Source organism: Streptomyces fractus (assembly GCF_049844455.1).
Classification (GTDB): domain Bacteria; phylum Actinomycetota; class Actinomycetes; order Streptomycetales; family Streptomycetaceae; genus Streptomyces; species Streptomyces fractus.
In genome coordinates this window covers 6,559,921-6,575,735 of the sequence record NZ_JBMYHI010000002.1, presented here as the reverse complement: position 1 = coordinate 6,575,735, position 15,815 = coordinate 6,559,921, and the positions used below count along the sequence as shown (strand labels likewise).

The following is a 15,815-nucleotide window of genomic DNA, read 5'->3' as shown; positions in this document are numbered from 1 at the left end:
ACGACGGATTCACCGGCTGTAACGCATCAGCGCCCGCACCATGTGGCACGTCGTGTCGGACGGCGGGTGGATGCCGACGAGGTCGGCGGTCGCGCGGATCCTGCCGTTGTGGGCCTGGTTGGGGAGGTAGACACCGGAGTCCAGCAGGGCTATCGCCAGGCGCATGGCCTTCAGCCGGCGGTTGTGGGTGATGTACCAGTCGCGCGGGCGCCCCGCGGGGAGCGGCCTCTTCGCGAGTGGTGTGTACGGCAGATCGATCAGCATCGGAGCGGCGGCAGCGGGCACAGGCATCCTCCTGTCGCGAGTCGTCCGAGAGCCCCCGTAGCCCTCGAACACTGCTTCTATTCTACTGCCGACCACTGACAAAAGCCGCTGGCCAGAGCCGACTTGGGACCCGTCGCACGGCTTCACTCGCGTACCGTTGGCCCCATGGAGATCTGGATCAACCCGGCCTGCTCGAAGTGCCGCAGCGCGCTCACCCTGCTCGACGCCGAGGGCGCCGATTACACGGTGCGGCGCTACCTGGAGGACGTACCCACGCCCGACGAGATCCGCGCCGTGCTCGGCCGGCTCGGGCTCGAGCCGTGGGACATCACCCGCACCCAGGAGGCCGTCGCGAAGGAGCTCGGGCTGAAGGACTGGGCGCGGGACTCGGACAGCAGGGAGCGGTGGATCGAGGCGCTCGCCGCACACCCCAAGCTGATCCAGCGCCCGATCATCACGGCCGAGGACGGCACGGCGGTGGTGGGCCGCAGCGAGGAGGCCGTGCGGGAGGCCATGAGCCGCGGGTAGCTCGCCAACTCTCGTGTGAGACACGTTACTTGAGCGTCCGGTGCGGCCGTTGAGTGCTCAGGTTCGGCCACCCGTACGTAACGGCGTGCGCAACAACGTGCATCTCACGACAGGAGGCGCGCATGTCACGCAGGAGAACTCTCGGCCCGAAGAAGCGGCTCGCCCTCACGACGGCCGCGGCGGTGGTCGCGGGCGGCGGGGCGTTCGCCCTCGCGGCCACCAGCAACGCGGCGCAGGTCGACCAGGGCGGCGCGCAGGGCTCGGTCGTGTGCGACGGTCTGACCACCGCGCTCACCAACAACCAGAAGTTCATCGACGGGCAGAAGGCGAACCCCGACGCCCAGTCCGAGGCCCGGATCGCCAACCGCGAAGCGGTGATCGCGGAGATCAAACGGAAACAGGAGGCCTCCGGATGCGATACGGGGGCCGGGTCGGGGGCGGGAGCCGGGACGGATGCGAGCACGCCTCCGGCCGAAGCCTCCGCATCCGCATCCGCCCCCGCATCTGGCCAGGCCGCCGCATCCGGCGAGCAGGTGTGTGCCGGGCAGCAGGTGACGCTTTCCGGGGAGGGCGGGGCGCCCGCCGCGTCCAGTGACCAGTTCCCGGCGGGCACGAAACTGAAGGTGACCAACCTCGACAACGACAAGTCCACGACCGTCGAGGTCACCTCCACGTCCGGGTCCTGCGCCCTGCTGAACAACGCCGCGTTCGAGCAGGTGCGGGAGCCCGGCAAGTTCCTGATCCGTAACGCCCGCATCGAAAAGGTGGGGTAACCCACACACCGCACAGCACACACCGCATCGCATACAAGACCGCGGGCCACATCCCGCCCCGCGCCACTCAGGTAACACGGGGTTCACAAACGGGCAACGGCCGGGAAATCCCCTGGTGACACGCTTCCGGGCAGTTCGAGACCCGCGTGAATGAGGATGTGGCCCGCGTGACCTTCAAGGCTGAGTACATATGGATCGACGGCACCCAGCCGACGGCCAAGCTGCGTTCGAAGACGAAGGTGATGGCGGGCTCCCCGCAGGGCCTCGACACGCTCCCCCTCTGGGGCTTCGACGGGTCCTCCACCAACCAGGCCGAGGGCCACGCCTCCGACCTCGTGCTCAAGCCGGTCGCCCAGTACCCGGACCCGATCCGTGGCGGCGACGACATTCTCGTCATGTGCGAGGTCCTGAACATCGACATGACGCCGCACCGCTCCAACACGCGTGCCGCGCTCGCCGAGGCCGAGGAGAAGTTCGGCGCCCAGGAGCCGATCTTCGGCATCGAGCAGGAGTACACCTTCTTCGAGGGTGACCGCCCGCTCGGCTTCCCGGTCGGCGGCTTCCCCGCCGCGCAGGGCGGCTACTACTGCGGCGTCGGCACCGACGAGATCCACGGCCGTGACGTCGTCGAGGCCCACCTCGAGAACTGCCTGAAGGCCGGTCTCGCGATCTCCGGCATCAACGCCGAGGTCATGCCGGGACAGTGGGAGTTCCAGGTCGGCCCCGTGGGCCCGCTGGACGTCTCCGACCAGCTGTGGATCGCCCGCTGGCTGCTCTACCGCACCGCCGAGGACTTCAAGATCTCCGCGACCCTCGACCCCAAGCCGGTCAAGGGCGACTGGAACGGCGCGGGCGCGCACACCAACTTCTCCACGAAGGCGATGCGCGAGGGCTACGACCCGATCATCACCGCGTGCGAGTCGCTCGGCGAGGGCTCCAAGCCGCTCGACCACGTGAAGAACTACGGCGCCGGCATCGACGACCGCCTCACCGGTTCCCACGAGACCGCCCCGTGGGACGAGTACAAGTACGGCGTCTCCGACCGCGGCGCCTCGGTCCGCATCCCGTGGCAGGTCGAGCGGGACCGCAAGGGCTACATCGAGGACCGCCGTCCGAACGCGAACGTCGACCCGTACGTCGTGACGCGGCTGCTCGTCGACACCTGCTGCGCCGCGCTCGAGAAGGCCGGCCAGGTCTGACCGCGCCGGCCGGGCCCTGACCCGGCCGTCCGGAAATCCAGCCATCCGCTTCGGGAGGGTGTCCACCTTGTGTGGGCACCCTCCCGTCGGCGGTTGAGGTGAATTCCGGGGGCCGATTGAACAGGGTCGGCCCCCGTTGCGTACGTAGTCCCATGGGACGCACCTCACGGAAACGGCGCTCATCGCTGGCGACGCGCATGACCATCGCGTCGGCCGCACTGCTCCTGGGCGGAGGTGGGCTCGTCGCGGTCAACGTGTACGCATCGGCCCACGAAAACTCCGGCGACGGGCAGAACGCGGGCAGCGGGAGCCAACAGACACAGCAGACGCAGCAAGTGGCCACCATCGACTGCCCGGACGTCGGCGCGCAGTTGTCCGACGTGCCGGGCGGCGCCCGCGACGAGGTCGACGGTGAACTCGCCACCCTGGACACCCAGATCACGCAGGCCTACAAGCGGCTCTCCTCGACGCGGGACGCGGCCGCGCGGGACCCGAAGTTCGTACAGAACAGCATCATGGATCCGCTGAAGAAGAACCGGAGCGCCATCCTCGAGCGCATCCGCCTGGAGATGGAGCGCCGCGGCGGGCAGGCCCCCGACGGCATGAACGACATGGCCGAGTGCACGGCCCAGCCGAAGGAGGGCGACCAGCAGCCCCCGGACGGGCAGGGTGACGGCTCGGACCAGGGCGGCGGAAATCAGGCCGGCGGAGACCAGGCCGGCGGGGACCAAGGCGGCGGGCAGCAGCAGGGCAATGGCGGACAGGCCGGCAACGGGCCCGTCGCCGCGGACTTCGCCGACATCACCAAGGTCCAGCCGAACGTCCAGAAGCCGAAGAACGGCGCCAACGCCTCGACCGGCACCTTCACCACCCGCTGCGGCGTGAACGAGAACAAGAAGTTCAACACCGACAACCTCATCGTGGCGCCCGGCGTCACCAACGGCGCGCACCACCTGCACGACTATGTGGGCAACCAGGACAACGACGCGTTCTCCAGCAACGACGACCTGGCGAACGCCGACACCAGCTGCCAGAACCAGGGCGACAAGTCGACGTACTACTGGCCGGTGCTGCGCGTGCAGGACGGTTCGAAGGACTTCGACGCCGACAAGGACGGCGGCGGCAAGGAAGGCAACGTCGGCAAGGTCCTTCAGGCCCAGAAGGCGAGCATCAAGTTCGCCGGGAGCCCGCAGGGCGATGTCGTCGCGATGCCGAAGTTCCTGCGCATCATCACCGGCGACGCCAAGGCCTTCACCAACGGCACGGCGAACGCGAACGCGCACTGGAGCTGCACCGGCTTCGAGAACCGGCAGTTGACGGACAAGTACCCGCTCTGCCCCGACGGTTCGAAGGTGGTGCGCAGCTTCGCGTTCCAGAGCTGCTGGGACGGGCAGAACATCGACAGTGCCAACCATCGCACTCACGTGGCGTTCGCCGACCAGGCCGGCAACTGCCCGCAGAATTTCAAGGCCATCCCGCAGCTGAAGATGCGCCTGGTGTACGACGTGCAGACGCCGACGATCGAGAACGGGCAGGTGAAGAACCCGTTCGCGGTGGACGGCTTCCCCGAGCAGCTGCACAAGCCGATCACGGATCATGACGACTTCATCAACGTCTTCGACGACCAGACCATGCAAAAGGTCGTGGACTGCATCAACAAGGGCGATCGCTGCACCTGAGCGATCGCCCCTTCCCGGCCGCTGCGCGGCCGACTCAGCGGCGACCCTCGTACCGGGAGAGCTACCCCGCCTCGTGACCCCCACCACCGCCACTCCCCGTGTGGTGCGAGGCGGGCCTCTCCAGGGTCCCGCCGAGCCGGCCGCGCAGCTTCGTGAGCTGTGCGGCGCCGCCGACCGCGATCCACTTGGGTCCGACGAGATAGACGCCGCCATAGTCGTTGGCCTGGTCGAACCACTGGGCCTGGCCTTTGTCGGTGGTGAAGGTGGCGAGGATGTAACGACCGCCGCCTGCACCGCAGTTGGCCTGCCGGATGTCGGCCGCGTCGGTCTGGATGTCGGGGCGGCAGCCCGCCTCCTTCGCGAGGTGTTCGAGGCTCCCGGAGGCCGTACGGGGGATCTTCGGCGTGTCGTCCTTCGGGGCCCCGTCGGAGCCGCCCGAGCCGCATCCGGTCGCTGCCGCGAGCAGTACGGCCGCCGCCACCAGCATTTTCCTCATTGCGTTCTCCTGTCCCGTACGTTCCGTTGCTACCGTGCGCCGCACCAACCGCGACGCAAGGGGGGTACACGTATGTCCGCACCATCGCGACGCACTGTCCTCGGCACGACGGCCGCCGTCGGCCTCGGCACGACCCTGGGGGCCGGTGCCCCGGCCGCTCAGGCGGCCCCGCGGCCGCTCGCCGCGAGGGAGGTGACTGTTCTTGATACGGCCGGGGCGCGCGCGGCGCTCAACAGGCAACTGCCGCACCACGCGGACCAGTTCCGACTCAGACTGCTGGCCGCGAGCGGCACGGAGGACCGTTTCCGGGTGACCGGGACGCAGGGCCGCATCACGGTGTACGGGACGACCCCGGCGACGCTGCTCGCCGGGGTCCACTGTTATCTGAAGTACGTGTGCGGGGCGCACATCGCCTGGAACGGCTCCCAGCTGGACCTGCCGGACCGCCTCCCCGCCCCCTCGAAGACGCTGGAGCGCAGCAGCCCGCTCCCCCACCGCTTCGCGCTCAACGACACGAACGACGGCTATACGGCGCCCTTCGCCGACTGGTCGTACTGGGAGCGCGAGCTCGACATCCTGGCGCTGCACGGCTGCAACGAGGTGCTGGTCATCGCGGGCATGGAGGCCGTCTATCAGCGCGTACTGAAGGACTTCGGCTACAGCGACGAGGAGGCGCGGCTCTGGCTGCCGGCCCCGTCCCACCAGCCGTGGTGGCTGCTGCAGAACCTGTCCTCGTACGGTGGCCCGCTCTCGCCCGAACTCATCGCGAGACGCGTGGAGTTGGGGCGAAGAATCGTCGACCGGCTGCGTGCGCTCGGCATGAAGCCGGTCATGCCCGGCTACTACGGACACGTGCCGAAGGGGTTCGTGGAGCGCAACGGCGGGGACGCGCACGTCGTGCCTCAGGGTGTGTGGCACGGCTTCGAGCGCCCCGACTGGCTCGACCCGCGCACCGCGGCCTTCGCGCAGGTGGCCGAGTCGTTCTACGGGCACCAGAAGGACCTGTTCGGTGACATCGGCGCCTTCAAGATGGACCTGCTGCACGAGGGCGGCACGGCCGGTGACGTGCCGGTCCCGGACGCGGCGCGCGGCGTCGAGAAGGCGCTCCAGAAGAACCGGCCGGGCGCGACGTGGGTGATCCTCGGCTGGGAGGCGAACCCGCTGCCCGAGCTGATCGACGCGATCGACAAGAAGAAGATGCTGATCGTGGACGGCGTCTCGGACCGCTTCGCCTCGGTCACCGACCGCGAGAAGGACTGGGGCGGCACCCCGTACGCGTTCGGCACGATCCCCAACTTCGGCGGCCGTACGACGATCGGGGCCCGCGCGCACATCTGGGAGCAGAAGTTCTTCGCGTGGCGCGACAAGCCGGACAGCGCGCTGGCCGGTACGGCGTACCTGCCGGAGGGCACCGACCGGGACCCGGCGGCGTTCGAGCTGTGGTCCGAACTCGCCTGGATGGAGGCGGGATTGGACCGTCCTGCCTGGTTCGCCTCGTACGCCGACTTCCGCTACGGGCGCCGCGACAAGGACGCGCGCGCCGCCTGGCAAGCGCTGCAGGAGACGGCGTACCAGCACACGGCGGCCGAGCGCTCCGACCCTCACGACTCGCTCTTCGCGGCCCGCCCCGACCTGTCGGCCGACCGCGCCTCCTACTATGCGCCGCGCGCCCTCGCCTACGACCCGGGCCGCTTCGACGCGGCACTCACCGGACTCCTGGGCGTGGACGGGAAGTTGAGGGGCAGCGCCGCCTACAAGTACGACCTCGTGGACGTGGCACGCCAGGCCCTCGCGCACCGCAGCCGCCAGCTCCTGCCGCAGCTGAAGGCGGCGTACGCCGACAAGGACCAGGCCACCTTCAAGGCGTTGTCGACGCTGTGGCTGAAGCTGATGCGGCTCTCGGACGACGTGACGGGCACCCATGCGGCGTTCCTGCTCGGCCCGTGGATCCGGGACGCCCGGAGCCTCGCCACGAACGAGGGTGAGCGCGCCGAGTTCGAGCGCTGCGCGAAGGCGCTGATCACGGTGTGGGGCGACCGGGCCACGTCCGATCCGGGCAACCTCCACGAGTACGCCAACCGCGACTGGCACGGCCTGATCGGCGACTTCTATCTGCCGCGCTGGCAGAAGTGGCTCGACGAGCTGTCCGACGCGCTGGGCGCGGGCCGGGAACCCGCGAAGGTCGACTGGTTCGCGTTCGAGGACGCCTGGACGCGTGAGCGCAAGGACTACTCCCTGCGGGCGTACGGCGACCCGTACCGGACGGCCTCTCAGGTCCGCGACGTCCTCGCACGCGCCCCGTACCAGGGCGCGGTGACGGTCACCGCCGAGCCGTCCGCCTTTCCGCCGGGCGGGCACGCGCGCGTGACGGCCACGTTCCGCAATGTCAACGGCCTGCGCGCGACGGGCCGCGTCGACTTCGAACTCAAGGGCATCACCGCCGAACCCGAGGGCGCGACCCGCCTGGGCAGTGTGCCGCCGGCCGGGGAGGGCACCGTCGCGTGGCGGGCGAGCGCGCCCGGCACCCCGCTCGACGAGCCGCTGCGTCCGCTCCCCTACACGATCGACGTCCAGTACGGTCCGGCCGGCGAGGACCGGGTCACCTACGTCCACAAGGGCACGCTGTTCGAGGCCGGTCCGCTGGCCGAGGGCTGGAAGACATACAGCAACAACGCGGCGGTGTTCGGGCAGCTCGGCGAGCGGTTCGCGATCGACGGCGGCGGCGCCGACCTGTGGAAGGGCACGGCGGAGTTCGGGACGGCGTACCGCGAGGGCGCGTTCCGGGACGGCGCGGCTGCCGTGCTGCGGGTGGACACGCAGGAGGTGACGGGGCCGTGGGCGCGCGCCGGGATCATCGTGCGCGACGCCCTCGGGACAGCGGGGTCGCCGGGCTTCGTGAACCTGTCGGTCACGCCCGCCAACGGCGTCGTCCTGTCCTACGACACCAACGGCGACGGCACCCTCGACACGTACAAGCGGATCACCGGTCTCAAGGCGCCGGTGCTGCTGCGGCTGAGCCGGGCGGGCGGTTCGTACACCGGGGAGTGCTCCACGGACGACGGCGCGTCGTGGCGGACCGTCGCCACGGTGCCTGTGCCGGGGGCCGCCGCCGTGCAGGACGTGGGGCTGTTCATGAGCGCGACGAACGGCGGGAACGGGACGCGCGGGACCGTGGAGTTCAGCGGGTGGAAGCTGAGCTGATCCGGCCCCGCGACGCCGGTAACTCCGGTGACACCGGGGCGCTCCTGTGTGAGAGTGCCCCGGTGAGCACCGAGAGCAGTGACTGGGAAGAGCGGATCGCGGCCGCGTGGGCGACGATCGACACTTACGACGAGGCCGGCGCGGGAGAGTTCCGCGCGCTCATCGACGGTCTCGCCGCCGAGCTGCCGCCCGGCAGTCCCGTCGCCCCGTTCGAGCGGGCCTCCGCCTTCGACTCGACCGGCCACTCCGACAAGGCGGTCCCGCTGTACCAGGAGGCGCTGCGGCTCGGCCTGAGCGGCTACCGGGCCCGCCGCACGAAGATTCAACTGGCCAGCTCACTGCGGAACATGGGGCGCCCGGAAGAGGGTGTCGCACTGCTGGAACCGGAATTGACCGCTCCCGGCGACGAGTTGGACGACGCGGTGCGGGCCTGCCTGGCGCTGTGCCTGTCGAGTCTCGGCCGCGACAGGGAGGGCCTCGCCCTGGTCCTCGGCGCGCTCGCACCCCATCTGCCCCGCTATCAGCGGTCGATGGCGAACTACGCGAAGGCGCTGGTCGTGTCCGAATAGACCCGTGCCGGGAGTGATGGCTGTGACCATCCCACGATTCGCTCGTTCAGCTGAACGTGCAGTCAAAGGTGCAGCAGCAATCAACGCCCCCGTCCGCAGCGCCGGCCGCCGTCATCGACGTCGAGCAGGCCGAGGCCGCCCTGGTCGAGCACTACCCACGGCTGGTACGGCTCGCCTACCTCGTGCTGCCGCCGGGCCTCGGCCGCAACCGCCGCGTCCTGACCGCCCATTCGGTGGTCCAGCGGGCGCTCCCCCGCGGCCGCTCCGCGAACGCTCCGGCGCCGATCCCGGCCCAGCGCGACTCCGCCGGCCGCACCGGCGACCCCGGCTTCGCCTACGTACGCCTGAAGGTGCTGCGCAGCAGCCTGGAGGCGGGGCTCCCGCTGCGGCGCGCGGCCTGGCCCAAGCGGGCGCAGCTGCCTCCGCTGCTGCCGCAGGTGTGGGGCCTGCGGCTGTTCCCGAAGTCCGGCGGCGCCGATGAACTCGCCCTGGACCAGCAGCTTTCCGCGCTGAGCGGCCCGGCCCGCGCCGCGTACGTGCTGCGCGGACTTGAGCGCCTCGACGACGTCGCCGTCCGCGCGGTCCTCACCGAGGCCGGCTGCACGCAGGAGGACGCGGCCGCGGCCCTCGCCGAGGCGCGCGGCATGGCGGCCGACGCCGGGGCCGGTACCGAGCTCCTCGAGTCCCCCGAGTTCGACCCGTGCTCCCTGCACGCGCGGCCCACCGATCTGATGCGCCGCCGCCAGCACCTGAAGGCGGCGATCGCGGCGGTCGCGGCGACCCTCGTGTGCGGCGCGCTGCTCGGGCTTCCGGGCGAGGGCTGGGCCCCGGACGGCGCGGCGGCCCCGCCCTACGCGAAGAATCCGGCGGGCCAGGCGGCCCTGAATCCGGCCAAGCTGCGGACGGTCGCGCCGGACGCGTGGAAGACGTCGGCCCGGACCGACTTCTCGGTGTGGCCCGCGCGCGGCTCGCTCACCGGGGACAAGGAACTGCTGCGCAGGGCGCTCGCCGTGTGGGCGCGGCCCGGCGGCTCCGTGAAGGTCTCGGCGACACCGGGCACCCCTGCGGGCGCGCCGCCCGGACCGCCGCAGCTGCTGTACGCGGGCGAGCTCGACCAGGCCCGCGTCGTGCTGCTCTACGACGGCTTGCGCATCGTGCGCTACGCCGAGCCGAAGAACGGCACGAGCGGCGCCGCGCTCGACTTCGCGCGGGTCGACGGCGCGGCGGACGCGCAGTCGAGCGCCGTGGTGATGGACCGGGCCGACGGCAACGTCCGCTATCTGACGGCCCCTTGGGTGGCCAAGGCCGCCACCCGCGACCTCCTGAAGCCGTCAGCGGGGGCGCGGGCCCTGTCGCGTACGAAGGACGGGGTGACGGCTCCGTTCCCGAGCCCGGCGCTCGCGACGTCCTGCACGTCGTGGAACGCGCTGGCGCTCACCGACTCGACCGGCACCCGCCTCACCACCGACCTCGGCGAGCTCGTGCCCGCGCACCTCACGGCCGGCAACCCCACAGCGCCCCGCGAGGCGCGGCCCGCGGACTGGGCGACGACCGCGTGCTCGCTCGCGGCGGCGCGCTCGCACGGGGTGCGCTCCGTCAACTCCTGGGCGTACGCCCGCCAGGCGCTGCCGCAGGCGAACGGGACGGCCGAGTGGTGGTGCACCCGGGCCGACACGTGGCGGGGCGTCGGGCCGCGCACGCTCGCGCTGTTCCGGGCGCCGGGGGCGAACTCCGCCGTCGTCGCGGCGAAGTCGCAGTCGTCGCCCGCGTGTGGCTCGCGCGATCCGCAGGTGCTCGCGGGTGTGCGGTGGAAGTCGCGGGAGGGGGCCTGGTACCTGGTTGCCGCGGGCAGCGAGGGGGTGAACCGGGTGAGTGCGTCTGGGCGGGCGGCCGAGGGGAATGTGCTTGCGGTTCGCGTCCCGCGGGGGGACGAGGTGTCGCTCAGCGGGCGGGGGGCTCGGGGCGCCGAAGTTCGGCCCCTGAGGTGAGCCCGGTCGCGGGGCTCCGCCCCGGACCCCGCTGCTCAATCGCCGCAGGGGCTCGAAACACAAAAGTGCTGCCCGAGGGGTATCGCCCGTACCTACCCGTCAGTACATTGACGCCATGTCTAATACGCGCGTTCCGTTGAAGGCACGCCAGGTGTCCTTCGCCTGGGACAGGACACCCCTGCACTGGCTGCCGGACGACCCGTTCAGCACGCACACCATCAACGTCCTGCACCTGTTGCTGCCGGCAGGCGAGCGCTGGTTCGTGCACGTCTACAAGCAGGTTCTGCCGTACATCACGGACGAGCGGCTGCGCGAGGACGTCATCGGGTTCATCGGCCAGGAGGCCATGCACTCGCAGGCGCACGACGAGGTGCTGCCGCATCTGCGGGAGCAGGGACTCGACCCGACGCCGTACACGGCCCAAGTGGACTGGTTCTTCGAGAAGTTGCTCGGCGACCGGACGCTGCCGCCGGGCAAGGCGCGCGAGTGGTGGCTGATGGAGCGGGTCGCGCTGATCGCGGCGATCGAGCACTACACGGCGTCCCTCGGCAACTGGGTGCTGAACGCGGAGGAGTTGGACCGGCGCGGCGCCGACCCGACGATGCTGGACCTGCTGCGCTGGCACGGCGCCGAGGAGGTCGAGCACCGGGCGGTGGCCTTCGAGCTGTTCGAGCACCTCGACGGCAGCTACCGGCGCCGGGTGCGCACTTGGGCCACCGCCTTCACCGCGCTCGTCTTCCTGTGGCAGCGCGGCGCGCGGTTCTTCATGGAGAACGACCCGACGCTGCTCGACGGCAAGGCCACCTGGAAGGACTTCTACCGCAGCGGCAAGCGGGGCGTGCTGCCGTCGACCGGGTCGATGGCCCGGTCCATCCCCCGTTACCTGAGCCGGAGTTACCACCCCGACCAGGAGGGCGACACCGCCCAGGCCGTCGCCTACCTCGCCTCGTCGCCCGCGGCCACCGCCGCCGAAGCCCGTACGGGAGCCGCCCGATGAACGCCCGTACGCTGCGCGGGGCCGTGGTCGTCGCCGGTGCCGCGTTCGTCGTGCGGCGCGCCATGCGGCGGCGTGTGCGGCGCTCGCCGCTGTGGCCGTTGCCCACGCTGGAGGAGCCGACGTCTGGGCGGCCGCGGGACCGTGCGCTGAGCCTGCTCGTCACGCGGCACGAGGAGGTCGCCGAGGGGGTCGTGCAACTCCGCCTGGAGGGCCGCGACCTGCCCGCCTGGCGGCCGGGCGCGCACCTCGACCTCGTGCTCCCCTCCGGGCTCGTACGGCAGTACTCGCTGTGCGGCGACCCCGAGGACACGTCGTCGTACACCGTCGCGACGCGGCTCGTCCCGGCCGACCAGGGCGGGCGCGGCGGGTCGCGCGAGGTGCACGAGCACGTGCGGGAGGGCATGGAGGTCGAGGTGCGCGGGCCGCGCAACCGCTTCCCGCTCGACGCGGAGGCGCCCGCGTACCTGTTCGTCGCGGGCGGCATCGGCGTGACACCGATCCTGCCGATGCTGCGGGAGGCCGCGGCGCGGGGCGCCGACTGGAAGCTGCTGTACGGGGGCAGGTCGCGGGCCTCGATGCCGTTCGTGGAGGACGTGGAGAAGCTGGGCGGCGGGGCCGCGGGCCGGGTCACCGTCGTCGCGGAGGACGAGGCCGGGCGGCCCGACCTGGCCGCCGCGCTCGCGGACACCGCGCCCGGCACGGCCGTGTACTGCTGCGGCCCCGAGGGGCTGCTGGCGGCCGTGGAGGCGGCCCTGCCCGAGCACCGCACGCTGCACAGCGAACGGTTCACGCCACGCAATTCGGCCGAGGGGAACGGCCCGTTCGAGGTCGAGTTGCGGCGCAGCGGCAGGATCGTGGACGTGGCCGCCGACACGACGGTGCTCGCGGCGGTCCGCTCCGAGGTGCCCGCGGTCCCGTACTCCTGCGAGCAGGGTTTCTGCGGAACCTGCCAACAGCGCGTCCTGGAAGGGGAGATCGAGCACCGCGACGAGCTGCTCACGGACGCCGAGCGCGCCGACTCGATGCTGATCTGTGTTTCGCGGGCCCGTGGCGGGCGTCTCGTTCTCGACCTTTAGCGCCGACGCGCGAGGGTGCTGCGCGGGGGCCGGTTGGCAGGCCGGAATCGCTCGGTAGAGTGTTCGGCATGACTACCGTGGCGCGGCGCAGGATGGGAGTCGAGGAGCGGCGGCGGCAGCTGATCGGGGTCGCACTCGAACTGTTCAGTCACCGCTCCCCCGACGAGGTCTCCATCGACGAGATCGCGGCCGCCGCGGGCATCTCGCGGCCGCTGGTCTACCACTATTTCCCGGGCAAACTCAGCCTGTACGAGGCGGCGTTGAGGCGAGCGGCGCAGGATCTGGCCGAGCGGTTCGAGGAGCCGCGGGAGGGGCCGCTCGGGGCGCGTCTGCTGCGCGTGATGGGCCGCTTCTTCGACTTCGTGGACGAGCACGGTCCCGGCTTCTCCGCGCTGATGCGGGGTGGGCCGGCCGTGGGGTCTTCCGCGACGAACGCGCTGATCGACTCGGTCCGGCAGGCGGCGTACGTCCAGATCCTCACGCATCTGCGGGTCTCGGCGCCGTCCGCCCGCCTCGAACTCGTCGTCCGCTCGTGGATCTCGCTCGCCGAGTCGACGGCGCTGATCTGGCTGGACGGGCGGCGTATCCCCCGCGAGGAGCTTCAGCGTCAGCTCGTCCATGACTTCGCGGCGCTCTGCGCGGTGAGCGCCGCGTACGACGAGGAGATGGCGGATCTGCTCCGCCACCTCCTCGCGGACGAACCGGCCGACGGCCCCTTCGCGGCCCTGATCACCCGCCTCGCGTCACTGGCACCGTCGGCGGCCGGGACCCCTGCGGCGGCGGGCTGAGCCCCACCGTCATCGGCGCGCGGCACCGGGGTGCCGCCTTGCCCACCCTGCCGCCCAAGGCGGCAGATTGCCCAAGGCGGCGGCCGCCGGGTGGGCATATCAAGCCCCGCCGGCGATTGAGGCGCGGGGTCCGGGGCGGAGCCCCGTGGCCTGGGGACGGTCGGCCGTGTCAGTCGGCGACGGCCGAGCGGTACGTCGGGTCCAAGTCCCGTACCTCCGCGGAGAGATGCACACCCGCCGGCTCCTTGATGTGGGCCGGGAGCGCCGCCAGAACCGCCTCGGCGAGAGCCGTCTTGGCCTCCTCCGTACGCCCCGCCAGAAGCGCGATCTCCACGTGCACGAGGGACGCGGGCCCGTCCCCGACCACCGTGGTCCCGACCTCGCGGAACCGCGTCTTGCACGCGGGGATGCGCGCGGCCACGATGTCGACGGCGGCCTGGTGCACGGCCCCTGCGAGCCCCGCCCGGTCGAGGCGGTCGTCGAGGTCCGCGGAGTGGTCGACGGTGATCTGTGGCATGGGGGCCCTCCGAGGTGTCGTGGTGCGTGCGCGCACGCGTGTCGGCGCCAACCTTCGCCCGGAAGCGCCCGCCCGCACAATCACGTCCCGCCCAGCGGACGGGCCGACGGGCCCCGGTCACCGCGGAGCGCGCCGCAGCGCCAGGAGCGCGATGTCGTCGGCACGGTCGCGGCCGAAGCGGGCGAGGAGCGCGTCGCACAGCTCGTCCGGGTCCACGGGCGCGTCCGCGGCGGCGATCCGCAGCTCCTCCAGGGACACGGACAGGTCGATGCCGCGGGTCTCGACGAGGCCGTCGGTGACCATGAGGAGGCGGGCACCGGGGTCGAGGTCGAGCACGGTGGGTTCGGGATGCGGCAGGCCGAGCCCGAGCAGCGGCCCCGCCGCCTCCGCGTACCGGGCCGCGCCGCCGACCGGCACGATCAGCGGCGGGATGTGCCCCGCGTTGGCCACCCGCGTACGGCCCGTCGCGGGGTCGACGAGGGCCAGGCACAGCGTGGCGGTGAGCTGCGGATGGTAGTGCTGGAGCAGGCGGTCGAGGCGGGTCACCAGGTGGGCGGGGCGCGGGTCCTCCAGGCAGTAGGCGCGCAGCGCGTGCCGGAGCTCGACCATCACCGTGGCCGCGTCGAGCGAGTGCCCCACGACGTCGCCGACGCCGACGAGCACGCCCTCCGGGGTGGGCAGCGCAGCGTAGAAGTCGCCGCCCATCTGCGCCTCCTGGGAGGCGGGCTCGTACCGGAAGCCGATGTCCACGCCGGTGACCGCGGGCAGCACGGAGGGCAGGAAGTTGTGTTGCAGCGTGTGGGCTACGTGGCGTTCCTGCTCGTACAGGACGAGGGGTTCCGCGGCGAGCGCGGTGGCGCGGGCGAGCTGGGCGACGAGCGGCCCCGTTCTGCCGTCCGGGTCGGCGAAGTCGGGCGTGGCCAGGCACACGGGGAGCCGGCCGTCGCGGGTGCGGGAGAGGGTGAGCCGGGCGCCGCCGGGCCCGAAGTAGGCCTGCGGCCACGCGTCCCCGGTCCGCAGCGTGGTGCGCACGCCGCCGGGCCCGCAGTTGATCTGCCGCACCAGCTCGACGGCCCGCTCGCGCGCGGCGGCGTCCGGCCCGGCGGGCTCCGCCGCGCTCCGGGACAGGCCCGTGTGCACCGCGCCGTGGTCGACGAGGACGAAGGCGGCGGCGTCGCCCCCGGTGAGCCGGGCCGTCGCGGCGGCCGCCGCGCGCGCGAGCTCGGCGAGGTCGCGGGCGCCCTGCACGTCGACGACGGCTCGGGACAGCAGGGTGAGGTGGTCGAACTGGGCCTGGGTGTCGGTGAGTTCGCGGGCCCCGCGGAGCGCGGCGCGCACCACGGCGCGGATCTCCTCCGGTTCGGCGGGCACCGTCAGATAGGCCTCGCCGCCCGCGTCGAGCGCCCGGCAGCGATCCGCCGGGACCGAGGGACGGGCGGAGAAGTGCACGACGGGGATCCCGGCGAGCGAGGGCAGCGCCTTGACCCTGCGGCACAGCTCGAACCCGCTGAGGTCGGGAAGCCCCACGTCCACGAGCGCCACATCGGGCAACGCCCCCGCACGCAGCCGCACATCGAGCTCGACGAGGGCCTCTCCCGCGGAGCCGACGGGGATGACGACATGCCCTGCCCGGCTCAGGACAGCACCCAGGGCGTACCGGCTGGCGGCACTGTCGTCGACCACCAGGACGGTGCACCCGGCGTCGGTCTCAGGTCTTTGACCCATGGCGTTCACGAGAAG

Annotated in this window: 14 protein-coding genes; 10 read left to right on the top strand and 4 right to left on the bottom strand. The window is 72.0% G+C overall.

Going from position 1 to position 15,815, the window contains the following annotated elements:
- Nucleotides 1–9 precede the first annotated feature (9 nt).
- Nucleotides 10–291: a hypothetical protein gene (locus ACP4E5_RS31740; protein ID WP_425834673.1), complete on the bottom strand. Its 282-nt coding sequence runs from the start codon at nt 289–291 to the stop codon at nt 10–12.
- A 138-nt stretch (nt 292–429) separates the two neighbouring features.
- On the opposite strand from ACP4E5_RS31740, the gene ACP4E5_RS31735 reads away from it, so the two are divergent.
- The 4 genes from ACP4E5_RS31735 to ACP4E5_RS31720 all read left to right on the top strand — a co-directional run bounded on the left by ACP4E5_RS31735 (nt 430) and on the right by ACP4E5_RS31720 (nt 4,443).
- Nucleotides 430–792, top strand: a complete 363-nt coding sequence (locus tag ACP4E5_RS31735; RefSeq protein WP_425834671.1) for an arsenate reductase family protein — start codon at nt 430–432, stop codon at nt 790–792.
- A 122-nt stretch (nt 793–914) separates the two neighbouring features.
- Entirely contained in the window at nt 915–1,565 is a 651-nt protein-coding gene (locus ACP4E5_RS31730) for an RlpA-like double-psi beta-barrel domain-containing protein (protein ID WP_425834669.1), read from the top strand.
- Nucleotides 1,566–1,732: 167 nt separating this feature from the next.
- Entirely contained in the window at nt 1,733–2,764 is a 1,032-nt protein-coding gene (gene glnII, locus ACP4E5_RS31725) for a glutamine synthetase (RefSeq protein WP_425834667.1), read from the top strand.
- A gap of 152 nt (nt 2,765–2,916) precedes the next feature.
- Nucleotides 2,917–4,443: a DUF1996 domain-containing protein gene (locus ACP4E5_RS31720; RefSeq protein WP_425834665.1), complete on the top strand. Its 1,527-nt coding sequence runs from the start codon at nt 2,917–2,919 to the stop codon at nt 4,441–4,443.
- A gap of 61 nt (nt 4,444–4,504) precedes the next feature.
- Here the strand turns inward: ACP4E5_RS31720 and ACP4E5_RS31715 are convergent, their stop codons facing one another.
- Complete coding sequence (locus ACP4E5_RS31715; protein ID WP_425834663.1) at nt 4,505–4,939, bottom strand: hypothetical protein; 435 nt, start codon at nt 4,937–4,939, stop codon at nt 4,505–4,507.
- Nucleotides 4,940–5,011: 72 nt separating this feature from the next.
- On the opposite strand from ACP4E5_RS31715, the gene ACP4E5_RS31710 reads away from it, so the two are divergent.
- From ACP4E5_RS31710 to ACP4E5_RS31685, 6 genes are all read left to right on the top strand, one after another.
- Nucleotides 5,012–8,140, top strand: coding sequence for an alpha-N-acetylglucosaminidase (locus ACP4E5_RS31710; RefSeq protein ID WP_425834661.1), 3,129 nt, complete (start codon nt 5,012–5,014; stop codon nt 8,138–8,140).
- 62 nt (nt 8,141–8,202) lie between these two features.
- The gene (locus ACP4E5_RS31705; RefSeq protein WP_425834659.1) at nt 8,203–8,709 is read left to right on the top strand and encodes a tetratricopeptide repeat protein; all 507 of its coding nucleotides are present in this window, start codon (nt 8,203–8,205) and stop codon (nt 8,707–8,709) included.
- A 68-nt stretch (nt 8,710–8,777) separates the two neighbouring features.
- Complete coding sequence (locus tag ACP4E5_RS31700; protein ID WP_425834657.1) at nt 8,778–10,697, top strand: hypothetical protein; 1,920 nt, start codon at nt 8,778–8,780, stop codon at nt 10,695–10,697.
- A 115-nt stretch (nt 10,698–10,812) separates the two neighbouring features.
- The gene (locus ACP4E5_RS31695) at nt 10,813–11,694 is read left to right on the top strand and encodes a metal-dependent hydrolase (protein ID WP_425834655.1); all 882 of its coding nucleotides are present in this window, start codon (nt 10,813–10,815) and stop codon (nt 11,692–11,694) included.
- Entirely contained in the window at nt 11,691–12,770 is a 1,080-nt protein-coding gene (locus ACP4E5_RS31690; protein ID WP_425834653.1) for a PDR/VanB family oxidoreductase, read from the top strand. The genes ACP4E5_RS31695 and ACP4E5_RS31690 overlap by 4 nt, the downstream gene beginning before the upstream one ends.
- A 68-nt stretch (nt 12,771–12,838) precedes the next feature.
- The gene (locus tag ACP4E5_RS31685; protein WP_425834651.1) at nt 12,839–13,558 is read left to right on the top strand and encodes a TetR/AcrR family transcriptional regulator; all 720 of its coding nucleotides are present in this window, start codon (nt 12,839–12,841) and stop codon (nt 13,556–13,558) included.
- Nucleotides 13,559–13,727: 169 nt separating this feature from the next.
- Here the strand turns inward: ACP4E5_RS31685 and ACP4E5_RS31680 are convergent, their stop codons facing one another.
- Together ACP4E5_RS31680 and ACP4E5_RS31675 are read right to left on the bottom strand one after the other, a co-directional pair.
- Nucleotides 13,728–14,075 (bottom strand): 5-carboxymethyl-2-hydroxymuconate Delta-isomerase, encoded by a 348-nt coding sequence (locus ACP4E5_RS31680; RefSeq protein ID WP_425834649.1) that lies wholly within the window; start codon nt 14,073–14,075, stop codon nt 13,728–13,730.
- 117 nt (nt 14,076–14,192) lie between these two features.
- A complete protein-coding gene (locus ACP4E5_RS31675) occupies nt 14,193–15,800 on the bottom strand; it encodes a SpoIIE family protein phosphatase (RefSeq protein ID WP_425834647.1) in 1,608 nt (535 codons plus the stop codon).
- Nucleotides 15,801–15,815 lie beyond the last annotated feature (15 nt).